Raw genomic sequence first — 21,776 nt, forward strand, 5'->3', positions numbered from 1 at the left:
AACCGGGCACCTGACGGGGCATCGGCTGTCAGAGCCTGCCGGTTTACTGAACCCATGACGCTCGCCCAGCATCTCGCCGCCCTCGAACTGCTGCGCGCCCGCGCGTTCCCCGAAGAGGGCTACCACCTCGCCGAGTTAGCCGTCGAGGAGCCGACCGAGGAGCAGGCGGAGGCCGAACGGGAAGCCCTCGCCCTGCTCCTCGGAAGCCGCTGGGGACCGCCCCGGCTCGTCAGCCTCTACTCCCTGCTCGCCCGGGCCGGAGGCGGAGAGGAGATACCGGCGCCCTGGGGGCTGCTCTGCGCCTCCGTCCCCGACATCCAGCTGTGGCGGGTGGACGCCCGCTGGGTCGCGCTCGCACACGCGCGCCTGGGCGAGGACGGCCACGGGCTCCTCGCCTGCGTCACCGAGGTGGATCCGCCGTGACCCCTGGCCGCCGGTCCGGCACCCCCGCCGCCTCGCGCAGCCGTGCGAACTCCTCCGCCATCGACTCCACCGTCCAGTGCGCGTTCAGCCCGCTCGGGTTGGGGAGCGCCCAGATCCGGGTCTCCCCGATCGTCCGCTCCTGCTCCCCGACGACGGCGCGCTTCTCGCCGAACGCCGTCCGGTACGCCGTGATGCCGACCACCGCCAGCCAGCGCGGACGCCGGAGCTCGACCCGCTCGGTCAGCAGCCCGCCGCCCTCCCGGAACTCCTCGGCGGTCAGCTCGTCGGCCCGAGCGGTCGCCCGCGCCACCACGTTCGTGATGCCGAGGCCGTACGTGAGCAGCTCCTCCTGCTCCGCCGGCCTCAGCAGCCGCGGGGTGAAGCCGGACCGTTCGAGCACCGGCCAGAAGCGGTTGCCGGGGCGGGCGAAGTGGTGGCCCGTCGCCGCCGACATCAGACCCGGGTTGATCCCGCAGAAGAGGACCGAAAGGCCGCCCGCCACCACGTCGGGGATGACGCGGTCGCGGGCGGCCTGGAGCTCCTGCGGGGTGAACCGGGTCAGAGGATCGACCCGGGGGTGTAGGCGGCGGCCTCCGGGTGCTGCTTGACGATCTCCTCGATACGGGAGACCACGGCGGCGACCTGGTCGGCGGCGGCCCCGGTGAACGACAGCTTGTCCGCCATCAGGGCGTCGAGCTGCGCGCGGTCCAGCGGGATCCGCTCGTCGGCGGCCAGCTTGTCGAGGAGCTCGTTGCGCTCGGCGCCCTGCTCGCGCATGGCCAGGGCGGAGGCGACGGCGTTCTCCTTGATGGCCTCGTGGGCGAGCTCACGGCCGACACCGGCGCGGACGGCGCCCATCAGGACCTTGGTGGTGGCCAGGAACGGCAGGTACCGGTCCAGCTCACGCGCGACGACCGCCGGGAAGGCGCCGAACTCGTCGAGCACGGTCAGGAACGTCTCCAGCAGGCCGTCCAGGGCGAAGAACGCGTCCGGCAGGGCGACCCGGCGGACCACCGAGCACGACACGTCGCCCTCGTTCCACTGGTCGCCGGCCAGCTCGCCGGTCATCGAGGCGTAGCCGCGCAGGATGACCATGAGGCCGTTGACGCGCTCGCAGGAGCGGGTGTTCATCTTGTGCGGCATCGCGGACGAGCCGACCTGACCGGGCTTGAAGCCCTCGGTCACCAGCTCGTGGCCGGCCATCAGCCGGATGGTCTTGGCGATCGAGGACGGCGCGGCGGCCAGCTGCACGAGCCCGGTGACCACGTCGTAGTCGAGCGAGCGCGGGTAGACCTGGCCGACCGAGGTGAAGGCGTGCGCGAAGCCGAGGTGACCGGCGATGCGCTGCTCCAGGTCGGCGAGCTTGGCCGCGTCGCCGCCGAGCAGGTCCAGCATGTCCTGGGCCGTGCCGACCGGGCCCTTGATGCCGCGCAGCGGGTAGCGGGCGATCAGCTCCTCCAGACGGCCGAAGGCGACGAGGAGCTCGTCGGCGGCCGTGGCGAAACGCTTGCCGAGGGTGGTGGCCTGGGCGGCCACGTTGTGGGAGCGGCCGGCCATGACGAGCTCGGCGTACTCGCCGGAGAGCTTGCCGAGACGGGCGAGGACGGCGACCGTACGGTCACGCATCAGCTCCAGCGAGAGCCGGATCTGCAGCTGCTCGACGTTCTCGGTCAGGTCGCGCGAGGTCATGCCCTTGTGGACGTGCTCGTGACCGGCGAGGGCGTTGAACTCCTCGATCCGGGCCTTCACGTCGTGGCGCGTGACCTTCTCGCGCTCGGCGATGGAGCCGAGGTCGACCTGGTCGAGCACGCGCTCGTAGTCGGCGAGGGCGGCGTCCGGAACCTCGATCCCGAGGTCCTTCTGAGCACGCAGCACGGCGAGCCACAGCTGACGCTCCAGCTTCACCTTCTGCTCGGGGGACCAGAGGACGGCGAGCTCCGCGGAGGCGTAGCGGCCGGCCAGGACGTTGGGGATACGGGGCTTCGCAGTCACAGCAGTCACGTGACCAGATTCTACTGGCGGTTTCTGCAGGCCAGCGCCACGGTCGGCTTTGTCTCTTACTACGAGACGCCCGTCACGCGCGCGTGGGACCGGGCCCCGGGCGGGTGAGGTCAGGCCGTCGGCGGCTCGTACGGGAGCAGCTCCGGGCGCTTCGCGGGCCGGCCGTCGCCCGAGGAGCGGCCGGTCAGGCGGCGGCCTATCCACGGGCCGAGGTGCTCCCTGGCGAACCGGGCGTCCCCGAGGCGCCGGGTCGCCCAGCCCGGAGCCGTGCCCAACGGCAGCGGCGTCCGCCAGTCGGCCTCGGGGTCGAGGCCCAGGGCCTGCCACACGGCCTCGGCCACCCGCCGGTGCCCCTCGTCGGTCAGATGGAGGCGGTCCACGTCCCACAGGCGCGGGTCGCCGAGCGCGGGCGCGCCGTACAGGTCGACCACCAGGGCGCCATGGCGGGCGGCGAGCTCGTCGACGTGGCCGAAGAGCTCCTCCATGCGGGGCCGGAAGCGCTCCATGACGGGCCCGTTGCGGCCCGGGCTGCGCATCAGGACCAGCTGTCCGCAGGACGGCGCCAGCTTCTCCACGGCCTCCGTGAGCAGCCCCCGGACCCGCCCCATGTCGACCTTCGGCCGCAGGGTGTCGTTCAGGCCGCCGACCAGCGTGACCACGTCCGCCTTCATCTCGGCGGCCCGGTCCACCTGCTCCTCGACGATCTGGCCGATGAGCTTCCCGCGTACCGCGAGGTTCGCGTACCGGAAGTCCGGCGTGCGGGCGGCGAGGCGCGCCGCGAGGAGGTCGGCCCAGCCTCGGTACGTACCGTCGGGCAGCCGGTCCGACATACCTTCGGTGAAGCTGTCCCCGAGGGCGACAAAACTTGTGTAGGTGGCATTCATCTCCATGGCGGGAGCGATCATACCGTGCGGTATGCGCCCGTTCCGCCGGAGGCCGGGCAGGGTGCACCCGGAGCGACCGCGCTGTGGCGCGACGGAGCCCCGGGGCGCGCGGTGCGCCCCGGGGCTCCGGTCCGGCTCAGGACTCCTACGGGGCCGTCGGCCTTCCGACCAGCTCCCGCAGCACGTCCTCCATCGTGACGAGGCCGGCCGGCTTGCCGTCCTCGTCCAGGACCGCGGCCAGGTGCGTACGGCTGCGGCGCATCGCCGTCAGCACGTCGTCCATCGGGGTGGCCGCCCGGACCCGGGCGATCGGCCGCATCGCCGAGACCGGGAAGGGCAGGTTCCTCGGCGTCGCGTCCAGGGCGTCCTTCACATGCAGGTAGCCCAGGATCCGGCGGCCCTCGTCGACCACCGGGAAGCGGGAGAAGCCCGACTCGGCGGAGAGCGCCTCCAGCTCCTCCGGCGTCGTCCCGACCGCCGCGTACACGACCTTCTCCACCGGCATGACGACGTCCCGCACCGGCCGGCGCCCCAGTTCCAGGGCGTCGTGCAGCCGTTCCGCCGCACGGTCGTCGAGCAGACCGGCGACGCCCGCGTCGGTCACCATCCGCGCCAGCTCGTCGTCCGAGAACGTGGCCGAGACCTCGTCCTTCACCTCGACCCGCAGCAGCTTCAGCAGGCCGTTGGCGAAGGCGTTGATCGTGAAGATCACCGGGCGCAGGGCCCGCGCGATCGCGACCAGCGGCGGCCCGAGCAGCAGCGCCGTGCGGGTCGGCTCGGCGAGCGCGATGTTCTTCGGGACCATCTCGCCGAGCAGCATGTGCAGATAGGTCGCCACGGACAGCGCGATCACGAACGAGATCGGGTGCACCAGGCCGTGCGGCACGCCGACGGCGTCGAAGACCGGTTCGAGCAGATGGGCGATGGCCGGCTCGGCGACGATGCCGAGCACCAGGGTGCACAGCGTGATGCCGAGCTGCGCCGCGGCGAGCAGCGCCGAGACGTGTTCGAGGCCCCAGATGACGCTGCGCGCCCGCCGGTTCCCGGCCTCGGCCTCGGGCTCGATCTGACTGCGGCGCACGGAGATCAGGGCGAACTCGGCGCCGACGAAGAAGGCGTTCACGACCAGGGTGAGCGCGCCGATCAGCAGCTGGATCGCGGTCATCGGCCCGCCTCCCGGGTCTCGTCGGACTCCTCGAAGAGCGGCATGTGCATCAGCACCCGGGCGGCCCGGCGGCCGGAGGCGTCCACGACGTCCAGCTGCCAGCCGACCAGCTCCACCCGGTCGCCGACCGAGGGGATCCGGCCCAGTTCGTTGGCGACGATGCCGGCCAGCGTCTCGTACGGTCCGTCCGGCACGCGCAGGCCGATCGCCTCCAGCTGGTCGGTGCGGGCGGCGCCGTCGGCGGACCAGAGCTCGCGCCCGTCCGCGTCCGTGCCGGCCCGCGCCAGGTCGGGGGTCTCGTGCGGATCGTGCTCGTCGCGCACCTCGCCGACGACCTCCTCGACGATGTCCTCCAGCGTCGCGACGCCGGCCGTGCCGCCGTACTCGTCGATGACGACGGCCATGGTCTGCTTGCCGGACAGCCGGTCAAGCAGCCGGTCCACGGTCAGCGTCTCCGGGACCAGCAGCGGCTGACGCAGCATGTCCCCGATGCGCCGGCGGGGCCGCTCGTCGGCCGGTATCGCCAGGACGTCCTTGATGTGGGCGATCCCGACGACGGAGTCGAGGCTGCCGCGGTAGACGGGGAAGCGGGACAGACCGGTCGCGCGGGTCGCGTTGGCGACGTCCTCGGCGGTGGCCTGCACCTCCAGGGCCGTGACCTGCACGCGCGGGGTCATCACGTTCTCCGCGGTCAGCTCGGCCAGGTTGAGGGTCCGTACGAACAGCTCGGCGGTGTCCGCCTCCAGGGCGCCCTCCTTGGCGGAGTGGCGGGCCAGGGCCACCAGCTCCTTGGGGGAACGGGCGGAGGCCAGCTCCTCGGTCGGCTCCATGCCGAGCCGGTGCAGGATCCGGTTCGCGGTGTTGTTGAGATGGCTGATCAGCGGCTTGAACGCGGCGGTGAAGATCCGCTGCGGGGTCGCCACCCGCTTGGCGATGGCCAGCGGCGAGGAGATGGCCCAGTTCTTGGGGACCAGCTCGCCGACGACCATCAGGACGACGGTCGACAGGGCGGTTCCGATGACGAGGGCCACCGAGGAGGCGACCGCGGACGACATGCCGAGGCCTTCCAGCGGGCCGCGGATCAGCGCGGCGATCGAGGGCTCGGCGAGCATGCCGACGATCAGATTGGTGACCGTGATGCCCAGCTGGGCACCGGAGAGCTGGAAGGTGAGTGACCTGACGGCCTTGAGGGCGCTCGCCGCGCCCCGCTCACCGCGCTCCACGGCCCGTTCGAGCTCGGACCGTTCGACGGTCGTGAGGGAGAACTCGGCCGCGACGAAGGCACCGCACGCCAGCGAGAGCAGCAGTGCCACCACGAGCAGAAGCACTTCGGTCATCGGTTCACCTCCGTCCCATGATCAGTCATGGACAGAGGGATCGCGCGGTTGGTACTGGGAGGCTCGCCCATGGGCGGACGCTCACACCTTTCGGTCGTGGGGGACAGAACGACCCATGGTAAAGGATGGGCAAAGCGGGGATCACGCGCGGGGGGCCGCCCCCAGAGGCTTCACCCAGCGGGTCCACTGTTCCTGGGGTCCGTACTCGGCCGCCCGCCAGGCGTGCTGTCCGAGTGCGTTGTGGTCGAGCACCATCGCGTCCGCGCGTCGCCCGCCGAGACGTACGAAGCGCTCCTCGGCCGCCGCGAGCAGCGCGCCGCCCACGCCCCGGCGCCGGTGGTCCGGGTGCACGGCGAGCCGGTAGAGGTGGCAGCGCCAGCCGTCGAAGCCGGCGATCACCGTGCCCGCGAGTTCGCCGTCGCGCTCGGCGAGGATCAGGGCCTCGGGATCACGGGCGACGAGCCGCTCGATCCCCGCGCGGTCGTCGCTGATGCTCGTGCCCTCGGCGGAGACCTTCCAGAAGGAGAGGACGGCGTCGAGATCGGCCGCTACGGCGGCCCGGATCTGCGGTTGGGTCATGCTCCGCATCCCACCACCGGCTCCGGCCGTCCGTCGACCGTGTTTCGCCATACGGGCGGACAGCAGTCCAGGCCTGCCCGAAGGGGGCAGGCCTGGACATGGCGGCCGGGGCCTCGGCCACGGCCGGGCGACCGGCCGCGGCCTTTCGATCAGACGAGGTCGAAGCGGTCCAGCTCCATGACCTTGGTCCACGCGGCGACGAAGTCGTTCACGAACTTCGCCTTCGCGTCGTTGCTCGCGTACACCTCGGCGAGCGCGCGCAGCTCGGAGTTCGAGCCGAAGACCAGGTCGGCACGGGTGCCGGTCCACGTGACCGCGCCCGTGGCGTCGCGGCCCTCGAACTCGTCCTGCGCCGAGGACGTCGACTTCCACGTCGTGCCCAGGTCGAGCAGGTTGACGAAGAAGTCGTTGGACAGCGTGCCCGGCTTGTTCGTGAGGACACCGTGCTTCGACTGGCCGTGGTTGGCGCCCAGGACGCGCAGGCCACCGACGAGGACCGTCATCTCGGGCGCGCTGAGGGTCAGCAGGTTCGCCTTGTCGATCAGCAGGTACTCGGCCGGGAGGCGGTTGCCCTTGCCGACGTAGTTGCGGAAGCCGTCGGCGGCGGGCTCGAGCGCGGCGAACGACTCGACGTCCGTCTGCTCCTGCGCGGCGTCGACACGGCCCGGCGTGAACGGCACCTCGACATCGAAGCCGCCGTCCTTGGCCGCCTGCTCGACGGCCGCGGAGCCCGCGAGCACGACCAGGTCGGCCAGCGAGACCTTCTTGCCGCCGGCGGCGTTGAAGGACTCCTGGACGCCTTCGAGCGTGCGGAGCACCTGGGCGAGCTCGTCCGGGTTGTTGACCTCCCAGTTGCGCTGCGGCTCCAGGCGGATGCGGCCGCCGTTGGCGCCGCCGCGCTTGTCGCTGCCGCGGAAGGAGGAGGCGGCGGCCCAGGCGGCGGAGACCAGCTGGGGGACCGTGAGGTCCGAGCCGAGGATCTGCTCCTTGAGGGAGGCGATGTCCGCGGCGTCGATCAGCTCGCCCTCGCGCGCCGGCAGCGGGTCCTGCCACAGCAGCGTCTCGGACGGGACCTCGGAGCCGAGGTAGCGCACGATCGGACCCATGTCACGGTGCGTCAGCTTGTACCAGGCGCGGGCGAAGGCGTCCGCGAACTGCTCCGGGTGCTCGTAGAAGCGGCGCGAGATCTGCTCGTAGACCGGGTCGAAGCGCAGCGACAGGTCGGTGGTGAGCATCGTCGGACGGTGCTTCTTCGACGCGTCGTGGGCGTCGGGGATGATCTCCTCGGAGTCCTTCGCCACCCACTGGTGGGCACCCGCCGGGCTCTTGGTGAGCTCGTAGTCGTACTCGAACAGGTGCTTGAAGAAGTCGTGGCTCCACTGCGCGGGTGTGGTGGTCCAGGTGACCTCCAGGCCACTGGTGATCGCGTCGCCGCCCTTGCCGGTGCCGTACGCGTTCGCCCAGCCGAGGCCCTGGGCCTCGAGCGGCGCGGCCTCGGGGTCGTCGCCGACGTTCTCCGCCGGGCCGGCGCCGTGCGCCTTGCCGAAGGTGTGGCCACCGGCGATCAGGGCGACGGTCTCCTCGTCGTTCATCGCCATGCGGCGGAACGTCTCGCGGATGTCGCGGGCAGCGGCGATCGGGTCCGGGTTGCCGTTGGGGCCCTCGGGGTTGACGTAGATGAGGCCCATCTGGACGGCGCCGAGCGGGCTCTCCAGCTCGCGGTCACCGGTGTAGCGCGCGTCGCCGAGCCAGGTGGTCTCGGGGCCCCAGTACACGTCCTCGTCGGGCTCCCACACGTCGGCGCGGCCGCCGGCGAAGCCGAAGGTCTTGAAGCCCATCGACTCCAGGGCGACGTTGCCGGTGAGGATCATGAGGTCGGCCCAGGAGATGGACTGGCCGTACTTCTGCTTGACCGGCCACAGCAGGCGGCGGGCCTTGTCGAGGTTGCCGTTGTCGGGCCAGCTGTTCAGCGGGGCGAAGCGCTGCTGACCGGCGCCGGCACCGCCACGGCCGTCGCTGATGCGGTACGTGCCGGCGCTGTGCCAGGCCATACGGATCATGAGCGGCCCGTAGTTGCCGAAGTCGGCCGGCCACCAGTCCTGCGAGGTGGTCAGGACCTCCGCGATGTCCCGCTTCACGGCCGCCAGGTCGAGGGCCTTGAAGGCCTCGGCGTAGTCGAACTCCTCGCCCAGGGGGTTCGACACGGCGGGGTTCTTGGCAAGGATCTTCAGATTGAGTCGATCCGGCCACCACTGACGGTTGCCGCCACCCTGAGTCGGGTGCGGGGCGCGCGCGGTGTGCGCGACCGGGCAGCCACTCGCGCCCTCCGCTTTCGCGTCGGTGACGATTGCATCGTGGTTCTCGGACATGGGAATCCTTCCGGACGGGGCGGATCGACGTGCTCAGCCGGGACGGCGCCGGAGGAGGTCGTGCCACCCGACCGGAGCCATGTTGTGTCTTGGCTATTGCCGGAATCGATCCTACGATAGACAGAGTCCAAGTCAAGAAGAACGCCAATCCTCTATCGCATCGGAAAGCCTGGCGTCCCTAGGTGAACGTCGCGTGTCCCGCCGAAGTCCAAGCTGAATGGGTGAACCGAATGAGCGACCTGCTGGAGCGACTGCGAGGGCGTGGCTGGCGGCTGACCTCCCAGCGGCGGGTCGTCGCCGAGGTCCTCGACGGCGATCACGTGCACCTGACGGCCGACGAGGTGCACGTCCGGGCGGCGCGGCGGCTGCCGGAGATCTCCCGGGCGACGGTCTACAACACGCTGGGAGAGCTGGTCTCCCTCGGTGAGGTCGTCGAGGTCTGCACCGACGGCCGGGCCAAGCGCTACGACCCGAACGCGCACCACCCGCACCAGCACCTGGTGTGCTCCGCCTGCGGCACCATCCGTGACGTCCATCCGACCGGCGACCCGCTGGGCGACCTCCCAGCGGGGGAGCGCTTCGGCTTCACGGTCTCCGAGGCCGAGGTCACCTACCGGGGCCTCTGCCCCTCCTGCGCGTAGCGCCGTCCCGCCCGAGCCCCCGGCGGCGACCGTCGGCCGGCACGACGCGGAGATCTCAGCCCCGTCGCGCCGTCCCCAACACGCAGTACGAAGAGGGGAATCGGGGCCCCTCCTCCGGAACGAGGAAGTGGCGGTACGTGAGGGGCTCGAACCCCGCCGCCTCGATCGCCGCCAGCGGATCACGGGCCGTGTGGCACCCGCCGAACAGCCGCGGCCACACCGTGCGGTCCAGGACGCGCTGGGCCCGGGCCATCCCCGGCGTCGGCGCCGACCCGTGCTCGAAGAAGCGGAGTTGGCCACCCGGCCGGAGCACCCGGTGCAGCTCGGCGAGGGCACGCGGCACGTCCCGTACCGTGCACAGGACCAGTGAGGCGACCGCCGCGTCGAACGCCTCGCTCTTCACCGGCAGCGCCTCCGCCGCGCCTGGTACGACGTCCACCGGAACGTCGGCGCGCAGGGCCGCCTCCGCGGCCAACTGGCGCAGATGGCGCTCCGGTTCGATGGCCACCACTTCGGAGACCGCCCCCGGGTAGTGGGCGAAGTTCAGCCCGTTCCCGGCGCCGATCTCGATGACCCGGCCGGACAGGTCCGTCAGCAGCTCCGTACGGAGGGCGCCGACGCCCCCCTTCGTATCGGCGGAGACGCTGAACCGCGCGTAGAAGCGCGCGAAGAGGGGATGGTGAACGGCGTCCCGGGGTACCCGGGTGGAACGCGTGGACATCGCGGACCTCCTCCGACGCTCGACGGCGCAGACGCGGACGGACGGGAGGATCCTTCCCGCGTACCGCCCTTCTCAGCCCGACACGAAGCAGAACTCGTTGCCCTCGGGGTCACGCATCACCTGAAAGGACCCCTGCGGGTCGGTGACGATGCCGCCGACCCGGGCGCCGCCGAGGGCGGTCGCCTCGTCGGCCGCCGCCCCCGGCTCCGCCGCGTGCAGATCCAGATGGAGCCGGTTCTTCACGGCCTTGCCCTCGGGCACCTTCTGAAAGGCGATCCGTACGAACCCGGGCGGCTCGACGTACGACCAGTCGGGGCTCCGGTCGACCGGAGCCCCACCGAGGAGCCCTGCCCAGAACCGCACCAGAGCCGCCGGATCGGCGCAGTCGAAAACGATCTCCGAAACGTGTGCGCGCATGGATCCAGCCTACGGAGGTCAGAGCGCCCCGGCGTCCCAGGACCCGCCGAGGGCCGGGGCCAGCCACGTGCGCGCGCGCTCCTGGAACTCCTTCGGCTCCAGCCCGCCCGCCCCCTCCGGTACGGCCCCGAGGAGCGGCGCCCCGGCCATCTCCGGCAGTTCGGCCAGGTTGCAGCGCGAGGCCAGGTCCGGGGCGGCCGGCCAGCTGCCCACGACGACACCGAGCTGCTCGATGCCGCGTGCGGCGAGCGCCTCGGCGGTCAGCTGGGTGGTGTTGAGCGTGCCCAGTCCGGCGGGCACCACGACGAGGACCGGCGCGCCGAGGAGGCGGGCCGCGTCGGCGAGCGTGCCGCCCTCGTCGTCGAAGTGGACGAGGAGCCCGCCCGCGCCCTCCACGAGGACCAGGTCGTGCTCGGTGGCCAGCTTCGCGGCCGCCTCGGCGACCTCCCGGGGCCCGATCGGGGTCATGCCCGCCCGCCGGGCGGCGGTGGCGGGCGCCAACGGCTCCGGGAACCGCGCGAGTTCGGCCGAGGCGACGGCTCCGGAGAGCCGTACGACCTCGTCCGCGTCCCCGCGGTCGGCCGGCCCGACCCCGGTCTGCGCAGGCTTGAGCACGGCGACCGACCGCCCCTGAGCCGTGGCGACGGCCGCCACGGCGGCCGTCACGATCGTCTTGCCGATCTCCGTCCCCGTACCGCTGACGACGATGATGGTCATGGTCTGTTCAGTCCTCTCCCGGCCTCCGCGTCCGCACGGTCGCGGGGCCGTCTGGTGCGCCGGCCCGCACCGGGCCCGGGGGGCCGGCGGCACGGACCGGCTTCCGGTGCTCCGTGCCCGGCGGGTCAGCCCGCCACCGCGGCCGCGCGTACCGCGGCGCAGATACGGGCCAGATCGTCGTCGCCGGTCACGAACGGCGGCATCGTGTAGATCAGGTCGCGGAACGGCCGCAGCCACACGCCGGACCGGACCGCAGCCTCGGTGGCCGCGGCCATGTCGACGTCGTGGTCGAGCTGGACGACACCGATGGCGCCGAGCACCCGCACGTCCCGGACGCCGGGCAGCGCGGCGGCCTCGGCGAGCCCCTCGCGGAGCCCCGTCTCGATCCGCTTGACCTCCTGCTCCCAGTCCTGGGACAGGAGCAGGTCGAGCGAGGCGAGGGCCACGGCCGAGGCCAGCGGGTTGCCCATGAACGTCGGACCGTGCGCGAGCACCGGGACCTCGCCGAGCGAGATCCCCTCGGCGATCCGCGTCGTACAGAGCGTCGCCGCCATGGACAGATAGCCACCGGTCAGCGCCTTGCCCAGACACATCACATCGGGCGAGATCCCGGCGTGACCGGCGCCGAAGAGCGTGCCCGTACGGCCGAAGCCGGTCGCGATCTCGTCGAAGATCAGAAGCACCCCGTGCTCGTCGCACGCCTCGCGCAGGACGCGCAGATACTCCGGCGGGTGGAACCGCATCCCGCCCGCGTTCTGCACCACGGGCTCCACGATCACCGCGGCGACCTCGTCCGCGTGGAGCGCGATCTGCTCCCGCAGCATCTCCGCGTACGACTCCTCGTACGTGACCGGCGGCGCGTCCACGAAGACCTGCTGCTGGAGCACGCCCGCCCAGAGCTGGTGCATCCCGCCCTCGGGGTCGCACAGCGACATCGGCTGCCAGGTGTCGCCGTGGTAGCCGCCGCGCCAGGTCAGCAGCCGCTGCTTGCCCGGCCGGCCCACCGAGCGCCAGTACTGCAGACACATCTTGGCCGCGACCTCGACGGAGACCGAGCCCGAGTCGCTGAGGAAGACGTGCTGGAGCGGTGCGGGGGTGATCTCCACCAGACGGGTGGCGAGCCGCACGGCCGGCTCGTGGGTGAGCCCGCCGAACATGACGTGGCTCATCCGGTCCAGTTGGCCGCGCGCCGCCTCGTCGAGCACGGGGTGGCCGTAGCCGTGGATCGCGGACCACCACGAGGACATGCCGTCGATCAACTCGGCCTGTCCGTGCACGGGTTCGGCGAGCCGGAGCCGCACACCGGACGCGGACGCGACGACCAGCGGGTCCGTACGGCCCGGCATGGGGGCGTACGGATGCCAGACGTGCGCCCGGTCCAGGGCGAGCAGTTCGTCGTTACGCATTCGGGGCGAGCTCCGTCCCGGCCCCACGGCGGCGTACGGCCACGAGGTCGGTGCGGGCGCCCGGCACGGCCTCGGCGGCGGGCTCGGCCTCCGGGGCCGCCTCGGCCGCCGGCGCGTGGCCGCCGCACGGCCCGCAGCCGCCGCCGGCCTCCGCATGCGAACCGCAGCCCGCCGACGCCTCGGAGCCACAGCCCCCGGACGAGTGGGAGCCGCACCCGCCGGCCGCGCCCGCGGCCGCCGCGAGGGCGTCCGCGCGGTGCTTGGGCAGCGTGGTCGTCCCCGCGCCCTCCACCTCGAAGCCCGCGTCCGCGATCATGTCCAGGTCTGCCTGGCCCGCCTGGCCCTCGCTGGTCAGGTAGTCGCCGAGGAAGATCGAGTTCGCGATGTTCAGCGCGAGCGGCTGCATCGAGCGCAGGTGCACCTCGCGCCCGCCCGCGATCCGGACCTCCACGTCCGGGCAGACGAACCGCACCATCGCCAGGATCCGCAGGCAGCGCTGCGGGGTGAGGTTCCACTCCTTCGCGAGCGGAGTGCCCTCGAAGGGGATCAGGAAGTTGACCGGCACCGAGTCCGAGTCCAGCTCGCGCAGCGCGTAGACGACGTCGACCAGGTCCTCGTCGCTCTCGCCCATGCCCGCGATCAGACCCGAGCAGGCCGACAGACCGGCGGCGTGCGCCTTCTGCACGGTGTCCACCCGGTCCTGGTACGTGTGGGTGGTGGTGATCTCCCCGTACGTCCCCTCGGACGTGTTCAGGTTGTGGTTGTACGCGTCGGCGCCCGCCTCGCGCAGGCGCTCCGCCTGGCCGTCGGAGAGCAGACCGAGGCACGCGCAGACCTCGACGCCCTCGTTCTGCTCCTTGATCGCCTCGATGGTCTTGCCGACGCGGTCCACGTCCCGGTCCGTCGGTCCCCGGCCGCTCGCCACCAGACAGACCCGCTTCGCACCGCCCGCGACACCGGCGGCCGCCGCCTGCGAGGCCTCGTCCGGCTTCAGCCAGGTGTACTTGAGGATCCCGGCCGTCGAGCCGAGCCGCTGCGAACAGTACGAACAGTCCTCGGGGCACAGCCCGGACTTCAGATTGACCAGGTAGTTGAGCTTCACGCGCCGCCCGAACCACTGGCGGCGCACCTTGCCGGCCGCGGCCACCACATCGAGCAGTTCGTCGTCGGAGGTCGCCAGCACGGCGAGCGCTTCTTCACGGCTCGGCAGCTCGCGCCGCAGCCCCTTGTCCACCAGCGTGTTCAGCAGGTCCATAAGGGCTGATCCTCGCCTACGGCACGCCTCGCGGCCAAGGAGGATCTGAACAAACGAGCCCGTTTGAGGTGTGTGCATGGCCACACCCTGTCCCCGGCCACGGACGGTTAGGGTCTGTGCGCTGCCTACAAAAGGATCTGCCCCATGCACCGGGACGAGGACACCCGCCGGACCGCGTTCGACTGGACCGACGCCGAGGCACGCCGACGCGCGGAGGCGGGGCTCGTCCGCACGCTCCGGCCGCGGGCCGCGGAGTCGGACCTGCTCGACCTGGCGAGCAACGACTACCTCGGACTGACCCGCCGCCCGGAGGTCACGGAGGCGGCGGCCGAGGCGGCCCGCCGCTGGGGCGCGGGCTCCACCGGCTCGCGGCTCGTCACCGGCACCACCCGGCTGCACACCCGCCTGGAGCGCGAACTCGCCGACTTCTGCGGCTTCGAGGCGGCCCTCGTCTTCTCGTCCGGCTACACCGCCAACCTCGCCGCCCTCACCGCGCTGAGCGGCCGCGACGCGCTGATCGTCTCCGACGCCGGCAACCACGCCTCGATCGTGGACGGCTGCCGGCTCTCGCGCGCCGAGACGGCCGTGGTCCCGCACGCCGACCCCGAGGCCGTACGCAAGACACTCCAGGCCCACCCGGACCGCCGCGCCCTCGTGGTCTCCGACTCCGTCTTCTCCGTGGACGGCGACCGCGCCCCGCTGCCCGAGCTGGCGGAGGCCTGCCGCGCCCACGGTGCCGGGCTCGTCGTGGACGACGCCCACGGCCTGGGCGTGCTCGGCGACGGAGGCCGGGGCGCCCTCCACGCCGCCGGGCTCGCGGGCGACGCGGACGTGGTCGCGACCCTCACCCTCTCCAAGTCGCTGGGCAGCCAGGGCGGAGCGGTCCTGGGCCCGGCCCGGGTCGTCGAGCACCTGGTCAACGCGGCCCGTACGTTCATCTTCGACACCGGGCTCGCCCCGGCCGCCGCGGGTGGAGCGCTGGCGAGCCTGCGGCTGATCCAGGGCGAGCCCGGCCTCGCCGAGCGCGCCAGGACCGTCGCCACCACGCTGCACCGGCTGCTCACCGCGGCCGGTCTGACCGCCGTACGCCCGGATGCGGCCGTCGTCTCCGTCCGCGCGCCCTCGCCCGACGCGGCGCTGCGGTGGGCCGCCGACTGCCGGGAGCAGGGGCTCGCCGTCGGCTGCTTCCGGCCGCCGTCGGTCCCGGACGGCATCTCCCGGCTGCGGCTCACGGCCCGCGCGGATCTGACGGCCGCCCAGGTCGAGCAGGCCGTCGCCACGATCGTGCGGACCGCACCGCCCACCCACTGATCGCGTCCCAAATGTGGCCCCTCGGGGCAGAGTTCACCGCTTCGAGCGACAAATATGCCCATATCTTGGTGGATCGCCCCCCGGGGCGGTGCGATCGGTGGCACTCTGACGCGAAGCGCAATCCGGGCCGGGCCCGGTGGGAAAGGGACAGCGTCGCCATGGCAGACCACCAGGAAGCAACCGTCACTCTGCCGAGCGATCCCGCCTCGGTCTCCGCCGCCCGGCGCTATGTCGCCGACGTCCTCGGCGGATGGGGGCTCACCGGTGGCAGCGACACCGACGACACGATCCGGCTGATCGTCTCGGAGCTGGCCACCAACGCCGTCCAGCACACGTTCGGGCAGTCGCCCACCTTCACCGTCGACGTCCGGCTGGAGCGCGAGGAGCAGCTCCACATCGGGGTCACCGACAGCCACCCCCGCTGGCCCCAGCGGCTTCCGGCCGCGGTGCAGCAGGACAACGGCCGGGGCATGGTCATCATCCGCATCCTGACGGCGGAGGCGGGCGGCCGGCTCTCGGTCACGCCGACCGCCGAGGGCGGCAAGACGGTCTGGATCAGCCTCCCCTGGACGGCCTCGCCGCACCACGTGCTCACCCCTCTGACCTCTTAGCCCCGCGCGAACCCACCCCCGTCAGCCTCGGGCGAACCCGCCGCGCAGCAGGGCCCGCAGGGAGCGGGCGGCCGGGCCCGACTCCTCGCCGCGGTGCGCCACCGAGATCGTCCGGCGGAACGACGTCGGCTCCAAGGACCGTACGCCCAGCGGCGACGACGCCGTCGAGGCGACCATCTCCGGTACCACCGCCACCCCGAGCCCCGCGCTGACCAGCGCGCACACCAGCGCGTACCCCGGCGTACGGCAGACCACCGAAGGGGTCGCACCGGCCCGGGCGAGCGCCCCCTCCACGCCCCGTCGTGGCGGATGGCCGGGCGCGCTGCTGATCAACGGCTGACCCGCGAGCTCCTCGATCGGCAGCCGCCCCGAACCCTCCGCCAGGACATGGCCCGGCGCCGTGACGAGGACCAGCTCCTCCACCAGCAGGGGTTCCAGCTCGACCCCCGGCGGCAGCGGCGCCGGCTCGGCCGGCTCGTAGGCGTGGGTGAGCGCCAGATCGACCTCGCCCTCCGCCACCGCGATCACCCCGCCCGGCGGCTCGTACTCCGCGACCGTCAGCTCCACGTCCGGATGGGCCCGGCGGAACGCGCTGAGGACCGGGGGGAGCAGGTGGATTCCCACGGTGGTGAAGGTGCCGACGCGGAGGGTGCCGCCGGAGAGCCCGCTGAGCCGCGCCAGCTCGTGCCGGGCCCGTTCCATCTCGTCCAGGACCCGGCGGGCCCGGACGACGAGGAGCTCGCCCGCCGGCGTCAGCCGTGCGCCGCGGTGGTGGCGTACGAGCAGCGCGGCCCCCGCCTCCCGCTCCAGCTTGGCGAGCTGCTGCGAGAGAGCGGGCGGGGTGTAGCCCAGTCGAGCGGCGGCCCGGGTGATCGAGCCGTCCTCGGCGACGGCCACCAGCGCCGCGAGCCGCACCAGATCCTGCATAAAGCATCCCTTTGGCCAGACCCACGAGATCGTGTCTACACAGTAAAGGCTCGCACCGGGCAGGCTGGGGCCATGGATGGACAGCTGATCGCCTTCGTCGGGGTCGCGGCGGGCATGGTGGCCATGCCGGGCGCGGACTTCACCGTCGTCGTCCGCAGCGCTCTCGCCTCGCGCCGGGCCGGAGTGGCCTGTGCCGTCGGGGTGGCGGGCGGGCTCCTGGTGCACACCGCCCTCGCTATAGCCGGACTCGCGGCCGTCCTGATCGCCGTACCCGCGCTCTACCGGGCCCTGCAGATCGTCGGCGGCGCGTACGTCCTCTACCTCGGCGTGCAGGCCTTGCGCGGCGCGCTGCGGGCGACGGGCGAGTCGTCGGCCGACACCGCGGGGGAGCGGGCGGCCGGGCGGGCGCTGCGCCAGGGCTTCCTGACCAACGTCCTGAACCCCAAGGCGCCGGTGCTCTTCCTGAGTCTGCTGCCGCAGTTCGTGCCGGAGGGCGCGGCGGTGCTGCCCCGCACGCTGCTGCTCGCGTCGGTCGTGGTGCTCTTGGCCCTGCTCTGGTTCCCGCTGGTGGCGGTCCTGGTGGACCGCCTCGGCCACCGGCTGCGGCGGCCGCGGACGGCCCGGACCGTCCAGGGCGTGACGGGCGGCATGCTCGCCGCCCTCGGCGTGACGCTGCTCGTGTCGCCGGGGCACTGAGGGATGCCTCCGGGGCGCTGAGGGGTGTCTCCGGGGCACTGACGGGTGTCTCCGGGGCGCCGCGAGGGCGAGAGGTGCGGCGGCGCCACCGCACTCCCCGTCACGTCATGTCACATGTCAGGGCATGAGGCAGGGTGTCAGCGGACCCGGCCGTAATAGACCTTGGACGACCAGATCCTGTCGAGCTTCACCCAGGAGCCGGTCTTGGGCGAGTGCCAGATCTTGCCGCTCCCCGCATAGATCCCCACGTGGTAGACCCTTCCACCGGAGTGGAAGAAGACCAGGTCCCCCTTCCGCCTGCTGGACGCGGAGATGTGCCGGGTCTTGTTGTACTGCTGCTGCGCGGTACGAGGCAGTGACTTGCCCGCCTTCTTGTACGAGTAGAGCGTGAGCCCCGAGCAGTCGAACCTGGAGGGTCCGGACGCTCCGTACCTGTAGGGCGATCCCTTCTTCGACGCCGCGATGTTCAGCGCCTTGCCGGCGTGCGACGTCGCGGCCTGGGCCTCCGGTGCGGCACCTGGTGCCAGCATCGTGCCGCCGAGGGCGGCGAGGGTGAGAACCGAGACGGCTCCGGCCCGGGACAGCATGGACGGGACATGAATCTGCGCAGTCATGCGCAACCCTTCGTCAGCCGCCTGTGAAGGATGACCTGTCGGGTTCGGGCTGGCGAAGTCGCCCGGCCGCGGCTGCGGCTTCACCCCGAGGAACGGCCCCACTGGCCGGCCGTCCCGTACTGCTCGGGTCCTCCACTCCTGCCGATCCACTCCTGTCGACCAGGCATCCGGGACAGCGGCAGGACTCGGCGTCCGCCCGGACCGCCCCGCCGCGGTGGCGGGGGCTTGTCGTCGTGAGGGATCTTGACCCAGATCCCGGGCGAAATCCGAGTCGAAACGACGTTATGTGAGGCTCCTCACGACTGATCCATTCGGGTGGACAGGCATGTTTCGTGATCGTCGGAGGTTTGGCCGATGAGTCCCGGACCAGGGGTGGAACGCCCCATTCCGCCAGATGCGTACACCTGTTGCGCAACTCACCCCGCACATAAGTCGATTCATCGACTACGCCGAACGGGGGAGCGATTCTGCGGCTCCGCTGCTCCGAGTGGACCTCGACACGACACGCCCGTCTGTCAACTGTCCGGCGTCTCCGGGACCGTGACCCGGCCTGCCCGGCGCTCCCCGTCCAACACCCGCAGAGCGCGGGCCAATGTCTCCGCGTGGACCTCGCTCTCGCCCCGCACATGCATGACCGTCAGCGCGTCGCGCAGCGCGTTCACCCTCCCCACCAGGGCCTGGGCCGCGCGCAGCGCCCCATACGTATGCGATGACCTGGATGGATTGATCCGCCCCAGCAGATCGACGACTTCGAGGTACGCGTCGATGAACTCGCCCTCGGCGCGCGTCAGGGCCGGCAGCGGCGGCAGCTCGGGCACCATCCCCGGCTCACCTGGCCCCGGCGTCGCCGGCCGCCCCGCGATTCCGAATCACGTGATCCACCAGGCCGTAGTCGGTCGCGGCACGCGCGTCGAGGATCGTGGTGCGGTCGATGTCGGCGTCGATCCGCTCGCGGCTCTGCCCGGTGTGGGTGACCAGCATCCCCGCCACCATCGCGCGCAGCCTGATCAATTCCCTTGCCTGGATGTCGAGGTCGCTGGGCTGCCCCTGCAACGGCTCGTCCGTCGTGGGCTGCTGGAGCACGACCCGGGCGCCCGGCAGGGCGAGCCGCTTCCCCGGCGCGCCGGCCGCGAGCAGCACGGCGGCCGTCGACGCAGCCTGGCCGAGGCAGGTGGTCTCCACGTCGCAGGTGACGACCTGCATCGTGTCGTAGATCGCGGCCATCGCGCTGAGCGAACCGCCGGGGGAGTTGATGTAGAGCGAGATGTCCTGGTCCGGGGCGTCGTACTCCAGGTGCAGGAACTGGGCGATGACGTCGTTGGCCGAGGTCTCGTCGATCGGCGTGCCGAGGAAGACGATCCGCTCCTCGAGCAGCTTGGAGTACGGGTCGAGGGTCCGGCTCCCGAAGCTGGTGCGCTCGGTGAGCTCGGGCAGGACGTAGCGAGCGTGCATGACGGCGCCTCCTTGTAAAAAATGTACAGGACGTACAGGCCGTAAGATGAGGAGCATGGCCTACGAGATTCCGGTGACGCAAGCACGAGCAGAGCTCGCCGACCTGATCAACCGCGTGGTGTACGGCAACGAGCGCGTCGTCGTGACCCGGCACGGGAAGCCGCTCGTGGCCCTGGTATCGGCCGCTGACCTGGCGAAACTCGAAACCGAGCACGAGACGGCCGAGGACCTGGCGGTCAGCACCGTCTCCGAGGTCCGCCCGCTGTCGTCCGCTCCGGGTGAACAGGGCCGGTTCGGCCTCGCGGCCCGCCACCGCACCCCCGGCACCCCCGGCGCATGACAGAGCCGCGTGCCCCCGTCCGCTACAGCGGGGGCACGCGGCCGTACGAGAGGGGCGTCAGCCCACGGGTGCCGCTTCGGGGGCGGCCGGGGCGGACGCAGGCAGAGCCGCGGCGCGGTCGCGCCGGCCGCCGACGAGCAGCGCGGTCGTCCCGGCGGCCGCCCATATGGCGAGGACCAGCAGCGCCGCGCCCGCGCCCGCGCCGTCGAAGAACGCGACCGAGCGCAGCGCCGTCCCGCCCGCGCCCGGCGGCAGCCACTGACCCAACGCGCCCGCCGGCACGGGCAGCAACTCCGGCGCGCTCGCCACCCCCGAGAACGGGTTGCCCAGCAGCACCATGAGCAGCGCGCCGAGGCCCAGGCCCGGCTTGCCGATCAGGGCGGCGAGCCCCGCGATCGTGGCGCCGATGGCGAACACGGTCAGCCCGAGGACGCCGGCCTCGGTCCACCAGTAACCCGAGAGCGCGCCGAGCCAGCTGTCGGCGAGCGAGGCGCCGACGACGCCCGCGAGCGCGGCGGCGCCGAGGAGGGCGAGCGTCGCGCGGCCACGGCGCAGACCGAGGACGGTCACCACGATGCCGGAGGCGGCGCCGGCCAGGACCAGGGGGAACAGGCTCGCCCCGAACGCGCTGCCGCGGGGATCGCCGGCGGGGGTCGCCACGACGTCCGTCACCTTCACCTGGGTGCCCGGCGGGGCCTGGGCGGCCACGGCCTCGCGCAGCAGCCCGGCGACCACCGGGCTCGCGGCGGAGGCGGTCAGCAGTTCGGGGCCCTGCGGTGTGACGATCACCGCGCCGTATACGGCCCGGTCCTCGATCGCCGTACGGGCGGCGGCCTCGGAGTCGTAGCGGTGGACCTCGAAGGCCCCGTCGTGCGCGGCGAGACGCTGTTCCAGAGGGGCGGTCGCGGTGGCGGGACCCGCGACGCCGATCGGCAGGTCGCGGGGGGCGATCCGGGCGGCGGGCCAGGCGAAGGCCCACAGGGCCAAGGCCACGACGACCGGGATCAGCACCATCACCGCGAGGGTCTTACGGGTGGCGGTGGCAGGCATGACGTTCTCGATTCAAAGAGAAGGATCGTTCGTTTTGCGTAGTGGGGCCACTGTCCCGCCGGTGCGGGCGCTTGTCAAGAATGAATGTTCGTTTTAGGTTCTGTGCATGGCCCGTGTATCCCAGGAACACCTCGACGCCCGCCGCCGGCAGATCCTCGACGGCGCCGCGCGCTGCTTCGCCCGCAACGGCTTCCATGCCACATCGATGGCGGACGTGCTGACCGAGGTGGGCCTCTCGGCCGGCGCCGTATACCGCTACTTCCGCGGCAAGGAAGAGCTGATCGGCGCCATCGCGACGGAGGCGTTCACCGGAATCCGCAGCGCCTTCGAGGAGGCCTCCCGCGCGACTCCGCCGCCCACGCCCGACGTGCTGCTCGGCGCGGTCCTGCGGCTCTTCCTGGAGGAGCGCGTCGCGGGTGCCGACCGGCAGGCCTTCGCCCGGCTCATCCTCCAGGTCTGGTCGGAGACCCTCCGCAACGAGCAGCTCTTCGAGACGCTCTCCGCGGGGTACGACGGCATGCGCGAGGCGTGGGGGGAGCTCGTCGAGGCCTACCGCGCGAACGGGATCATGACGGCGGACGTCCCGGCCGACCGGGTCGCGCGCACCCTCATCGCCACGGCCCAGGGCTTCATCGCCCAGCAGGCGCTCTTCGGTGACGTGGAGGTCGACATCCTGGAGGACGGCCTGCGCGGGCTGATGTCCATGGAGATGCAAAGGCCGAGTTAACGCGCCGGAAAAACTTCCGCCCTAACGTGCAATGTCTGGCCGAGCAGCCGATCACCGCAGCTCAACAGAGTGTTGAAGATCGGTAAGGTCCGCTGCTGTCCGGGAGTGAACCGCCCGGTGGACGACTGTGAGG

24 protein-coding genes and 1 riboswitch are annotated in these 21,776 nt (G+C 72.2%); of the genes, 7 read left to right on the forward strand and 17 right to left on the reverse strand.

Going from position 1 to position 21,776, the window contains the following annotated elements:
- The first annotated feature begins 54 nt into the window (after positions 1 to 54).
- Complete coding sequence (locus M5362_RS10990; RefSeq protein WP_260227253.1) at positions 55 to 423, forward strand: hypothetical protein; 369 nt, start codon at positions 55 to 57, stop codon at positions 421 to 423.
- Here M5362_RS10990 and mug read toward each other — a convergent pair.
- The 7 genes from mug to katG all read right to left on the reverse strand — a co-directional run bounded on the left by mug (position 401) and on the right by katG (position 8,758).
- Positions 401 to 985, reverse strand: coding sequence for a G/U mismatch-specific DNA glycosylase (gene mug, locus M5362_RS10995; protein WP_260227625.1), 585 nt, complete (start codon positions 983 to 985; stop codon positions 401 to 403). The two genes, M5362_RS10990 and mug, sit on opposite strands and share 23 nt — an antisense overlap.
- Complete coding sequence (gene purB, locus M5362_RS11000) at positions 982 to 2,424, reverse strand: adenylosuccinate lyase (protein WP_260227254.1); 1,443 nt, start codon at positions 2,422 to 2,424, stop codon at positions 982 to 984. The genes mug and purB overlap by 4 nt, the downstream gene beginning before the upstream one ends.
- Before the next feature lie 110 nt (positions 2,425 to 2,534).
- A complete protein-coding gene (locus M5362_RS11005) occupies positions 2,535 to 3,314 on the reverse strand; it encodes an SGNH/GDSL hydrolase family protein (protein ID WP_260227255.1) in 780 nt (259 codons plus the stop codon).
- 139 nt (positions 3,315 to 3,453) lie between these two features.
- The gene (locus M5362_RS11010) at positions 3,454 to 4,473 is read right to left on the reverse strand and encodes a hemolysin family protein (RefSeq protein WP_260227256.1); all 1,020 of its coding nucleotides are present in this window, start codon (positions 4,471 to 4,473) and stop codon (positions 3,454 to 3,456) included.
- Positions 4,470 to 5,810: a hemolysin family protein gene (locus tag M5362_RS11015; protein WP_260227257.1), complete on the reverse strand. Its 1,341-nt coding sequence runs from the start codon at positions 5,808 to 5,810 to the stop codon at positions 4,470 to 4,472. Before M5362_RS11015 ends, M5362_RS11010 begins: the two co-directional genes overlap by 4 nt.
- A gap of 141 nt (positions 5,811 to 5,951) precedes the next feature.
- On the reverse strand, positions 5,952 to 6,389 hold the full coding sequence (locus M5362_RS11020; RefSeq protein WP_260227258.1) for a GNAT family N-acetyltransferase: 438 nt from the start codon (positions 6,387 to 6,389) through the stop codon (positions 5,952 to 5,954).
- A gap of 149 nt (positions 6,390 to 6,538) precedes the next feature.
- The gene (gene katG, locus M5362_RS11025; RefSeq protein WP_260227259.1) at positions 6,539 to 8,758 is read right to left on the reverse strand and encodes a catalase/peroxidase HPI; all 2,220 of its coding nucleotides are present in this window, start codon (positions 8,756 to 8,758) and stop codon (positions 6,539 to 6,541) included.
- A 230-nt stretch (positions 8,759 to 8,988) separates the two neighbouring features.
- Here katG and M5362_RS11030 point away from each other — a divergent pair, with 230 nt between their 5' ends.
- Entirely contained in the window at positions 8,989 to 9,399 is a 411-nt protein-coding gene (locus tag M5362_RS11030; RefSeq protein ID WP_260227626.1) for a Fur family transcriptional regulator, read from the forward strand.
- A 55-nt stretch (positions 9,400 to 9,454) separates the two neighbouring features.
- On the opposite strand, the gene M5362_RS11035 is transcribed toward M5362_RS11030, so the two are convergent.
- From M5362_RS11035 to bioB, 5 genes are all read right to left on the reverse strand, one after another.
- Positions 9,455 to 10,120, reverse strand: coding sequence for a class I SAM-dependent methyltransferase (locus M5362_RS11035; protein WP_260227260.1), 666 nt, complete (start codon positions 10,118 to 10,120; stop codon positions 9,455 to 9,457).
- Positions 10,121 to 10,192: 72 nt separating this feature from the next.
- Positions 10,193 to 10,537 carry a VOC family protein gene (locus M5362_RS11040; RefSeq protein ID WP_260227262.1) on the reverse strand — a complete coding sequence of 115 codons (345 nt, stop codon included), beginning with the start codon at positions 10,535 to 10,537 and terminating at the stop codon, positions 10,193 to 10,195.
- Between the two features lie 18 nt (positions 10,538 to 10,555).
- The gene (gene bioD, locus M5362_RS11045; protein WP_260227263.1) at positions 10,556 to 11,254 is read right to left on the reverse strand and encodes a dethiobiotin synthase; all 699 of its coding nucleotides are present in this window, start codon (positions 11,252 to 11,254) and stop codon (positions 10,556 to 10,558) included.
- 125 nt (positions 11,255 to 11,379) lie between these two features.
- Positions 11,380 to 12,660 carry an adenosylmethionine--8-amino-7-oxononanoate transaminase gene (locus M5362_RS11050; RefSeq protein WP_260227264.1) on the reverse strand — a complete coding sequence of 427 codons (1,281 nt, stop codon included), beginning with the start codon at positions 12,658 to 12,660 and terminating at the stop codon, positions 11,380 to 11,382.
- Entirely contained in the window at positions 12,653 to 13,915 is a 1,263-nt protein-coding gene (bioB, locus tag M5362_RS11055; RefSeq protein WP_260227265.1) for a biotin synthase BioB, read from the reverse strand. Before bioB ends, M5362_RS11050 begins: the two co-directional genes overlap by 8 nt.
- A gap of 144 nt (positions 13,916 to 14,059) precedes the next feature.
- Here bioB and M5362_RS11060 point away from each other — a divergent pair, with 144 nt between their 5' ends.
- The gene (locus M5362_RS11060; RefSeq protein ID WP_260227266.1) at positions 14,060 to 15,226 is read left to right on the forward strand and encodes an 8-amino-7-oxononanoate synthase; all 1,167 of its coding nucleotides are present in this window, start codon (positions 14,060 to 14,062) and stop codon (positions 15,224 to 15,226) included.
- A 158-nt stretch (positions 15,227 to 15,384) separates the two neighbouring features.
- Positions 15,385 to 15,837 (forward strand): ATP-binding protein, encoded by a 453-nt coding sequence (locus tag M5362_RS11065; protein ID WP_260227267.1) that lies wholly within the window; start codon positions 15,385 to 15,387, stop codon positions 15,835 to 15,837.
- Between the two features lie 21 nt (positions 15,838 to 15,858).
- On the opposite strand, the gene M5362_RS11070 is transcribed toward M5362_RS11065, so the two are convergent.
- Positions 15,859 to 16,764: a LysR family transcriptional regulator gene (locus tag M5362_RS11070; RefSeq protein ID WP_260227268.1), complete on the reverse strand. Its 906-nt coding sequence runs from the start codon at positions 16,762 to 16,764 to the stop codon at positions 15,859 to 15,861.
- Positions 16,765 to 16,836: 72 nt separating this feature from the next.
- Here M5362_RS11070 and M5362_RS11075 point away from each other — a divergent pair, with 72 nt between their 5' ends.
- Positions 16,837 to 17,460 (forward strand): LysE family translocator, encoded by a 624-nt coding sequence (locus tag M5362_RS11075; RefSeq protein WP_260227269.1) that lies wholly within the window; start codon positions 16,837 to 16,839, stop codon positions 17,458 to 17,460.
- A 137-nt stretch (positions 17,461 to 17,597) separates the two neighbouring features.
- On the opposite strand, the gene M5362_RS11080 is transcribed toward M5362_RS11075, so the two are convergent.
- The 3 genes from M5362_RS11080 to M5362_RS11090 all read right to left on the reverse strand — a co-directional run bounded on the left by M5362_RS11080 (position 17,598) and on the right by M5362_RS11090 (position 19,526).
- Complete coding sequence (locus M5362_RS11080) at positions 17,598 to 18,074, reverse strand: C40 family peptidase (RefSeq protein WP_260227270.1); 477 nt, start codon at positions 18,072 to 18,074, stop codon at positions 17,598 to 17,600.
- A 3-nt stretch (positions 18,075 to 18,077) separates the two neighbouring features.
- Positions 18,078 to 18,275, reverse strand: a riboswitch (cyclic di-AMP (ydaO/yuaA leader).
- A gap of 314 nt (positions 18,276 to 18,589) precedes the next feature.
- Positions 18,590 to 18,895, reverse strand: a complete 306-nt coding sequence (locus M5362_RS11085) for a hypothetical protein (RefSeq protein ID WP_260227271.1) — start codon at positions 18,893 to 18,895, stop codon at positions 18,590 to 18,592.
- Positions 18,896 to 18,902: 7 nt separating this feature from the next.
- Complete coding sequence (locus M5362_RS11090) at positions 18,903 to 19,526, reverse strand: ATP-dependent Clp protease proteolytic subunit (RefSeq protein WP_260227272.1); 624 nt, start codon at positions 19,524 to 19,526, stop codon at positions 18,903 to 18,905.
- A 55-nt stretch (positions 19,527 to 19,581) separates the two neighbouring features.
- On the opposite strand from M5362_RS11090, the gene M5362_RS11095 reads away from it, so the two are divergent.
- Positions 19,582 to 19,866: a type II toxin-antitoxin system Phd/YefM family antitoxin gene (locus tag M5362_RS11095; protein ID WP_260227273.1), complete on the forward strand. Its 285-nt coding sequence runs from the start codon at positions 19,582 to 19,584 to the stop codon at positions 19,864 to 19,866.
- A 57-nt stretch (positions 19,867 to 19,923) separates the two neighbouring features.
- Here the strand turns inward: M5362_RS11095 and M5362_RS11100 are convergent, their stop codons facing one another.
- On the reverse strand, positions 19,924 to 20,916 hold the full coding sequence (locus M5362_RS11100; RefSeq protein ID WP_260227274.1) for an ABC transporter permease: 993 nt from the start codon (positions 20,914 to 20,916) through the stop codon (positions 19,924 to 19,926).
- Positions 20,917 to 21,022: 106 nt separating this feature from the next.
- Here M5362_RS11100 and M5362_RS11105 point away from each other — a divergent pair, with 106 nt between their 5' ends.
- Positions 21,023 to 21,643 (forward strand): TetR/AcrR family transcriptional regulator, encoded by a 621-nt coding sequence (locus M5362_RS11105; RefSeq protein WP_260227275.1) that lies wholly within the window; start codon positions 21,023 to 21,025, stop codon positions 21,641 to 21,643.
- Positions 21,644 to 21,776 lie beyond the last annotated feature (133 nt).

The organism is Streptomyces sp. Je 1-79 (assembly GCF_025195125.1).
Taxonomy (GTDB): domain Bacteria; phylum Actinomycetota; class Actinomycetes; order Streptomycetales; family Streptomycetaceae; genus Streptomyces.

Bases quoted from the DNA above. Each gene is read 5' to 3' on its own strand.
- M5362_RS10990 (WP_260227253.1), top strand. From the start codon at position 55: ATGACGCTCGCCCAGCATCTCGCCGCCCTCGAACTGCTGCGCGCCCGC.
- M5362_RS11005 (WP_260227255.1), bottom strand. From the start codon at position 3,314: ATGGAGATGAATGCCACCTACACAAGTTTTGTCGCCCTCGGGGACAGC.
- M5362_RS11010 (WP_260227256.1), bottom strand. From the start codon at position 4,473: ATGACCGCGATCCAGCTGCTGATCGGCGCGCTCACCCTGGTCGTGAAC.
- M5362_RS11015 (WP_260227257.1), bottom strand. From the start codon at position 5,810: ATGACCGAAGTGCTTCTGCTCGTGGTGGCACTGCTGCTCTCGCTGGCG.
- M5362_RS11020 (WP_260227258.1), bottom strand. From the start codon at position 6,389: ATGACCCAACCGCAGATCCGGGCCGCCGTAGCGGCCGATCTCGACGCC.
- katG (WP_260227259.1), bottom strand. From the start codon at position 8,758: ATGTCCGAGAACCACGATGCAATCGTCACCGACGCGAAAGCGGAGGGC.
- M5362_RS11030 (WP_260227626.1), top strand. From the start codon at position 8,989: ATGAGCGACCTGCTGGAGCGACTGCGAGGGCGTGGCTGGCGGCTGACC.
- M5362_RS11035 (WP_260227260.1), bottom strand. From the start codon at position 10,120: ATGTCCACGCGTTCCACCCGGGTACCCCGGGACGCCGTTCACCATCCC.
- M5362_RS11040 (WP_260227262.1), bottom strand. From the start codon at position 10,537: ATGCGCGCACACGTTTCGGAGATCGTTTTCGACTGCGCCGATCCGGCG.
- bioD (WP_260227263.1), bottom strand. From the start codon at position 11,254: ATGACCATCATCGTCGTCAGCGGTACGGGGACGGAGATCGGCAAGACG.
- M5362_RS11050 (WP_260227264.1), bottom strand. From the start codon at position 12,660: ATGCGTAACGACGAACTGCTCGCCCTGGACCGGGCGCACGTCTGGCAT.
- bioB (WP_260227265.1), bottom strand. From the start codon at position 13,915: ATGGACCTGCTGAACACGCTGGTGGACAAGGGGCTGCGGCGCGAGCTG.
- M5362_RS11060 (WP_260227266.1), top strand. From the start codon at position 14,060: ATGCACCGGGACGAGGACACCCGCCGGACCGCGTTCGACTGGACCGAC.
- M5362_RS11065 (WP_260227267.1), top strand. From the start codon at position 15,385: ATGGCAGACCACCAGGAAGCAACCGTCACTCTGCCGAGCGATCCCGCC.
- M5362_RS11070 (WP_260227268.1), bottom strand. From the start codon at position 16,764: ATGCAGGATCTGGTGCGGCTCGCGGCGCTGGTGGCCGTCGCCGAGGAC.
- M5362_RS11075 (WP_260227269.1), top strand. From the start codon at position 16,837: ATGGATGGACAGCTGATCGCCTTCGTCGGGGTCGCGGCGGGCATGGTG.
- M5362_RS11080 (WP_260227270.1), bottom strand. From the start codon at position 18,074: ATGACTGCGCAGATTCATGTCCCGTCCATGCTGTCCCGGGCCGGAGCC.
- M5362_RS11085 (WP_260227271.1), bottom strand. From the start codon at position 18,895: ATGGTGCCCGAGCTGCCGCCGCTGCCGGCCCTGACGCGCGCCGAGGGC.
- M5362_RS11090 (WP_260227272.1), bottom strand. From the start codon at position 19,526: ATGCACGCTCGCTACGTCCTGCCCGAGCTCACCGAGCGCACCAGCTTC.
- M5362_RS11095 (WP_260227273.1), top strand. From the start codon at position 19,582: ATGGCCTACGAGATTCCGGTGACGCAAGCACGAGCAGAGCTCGCCGAC.
- M5362_RS11100 (WP_260227274.1), bottom strand. From the start codon at position 20,916: ATGCCTGCCACCGCCACCCGTAAGACCCTCGCGGTGATGGTGCTGATC.
- M5362_RS11105 (WP_260227275.1), top strand. From the start codon at position 21,023: ATGGCCCGTGTATCCCAGGAACACCTCGACGCCCGCCGCCGGCAGATC.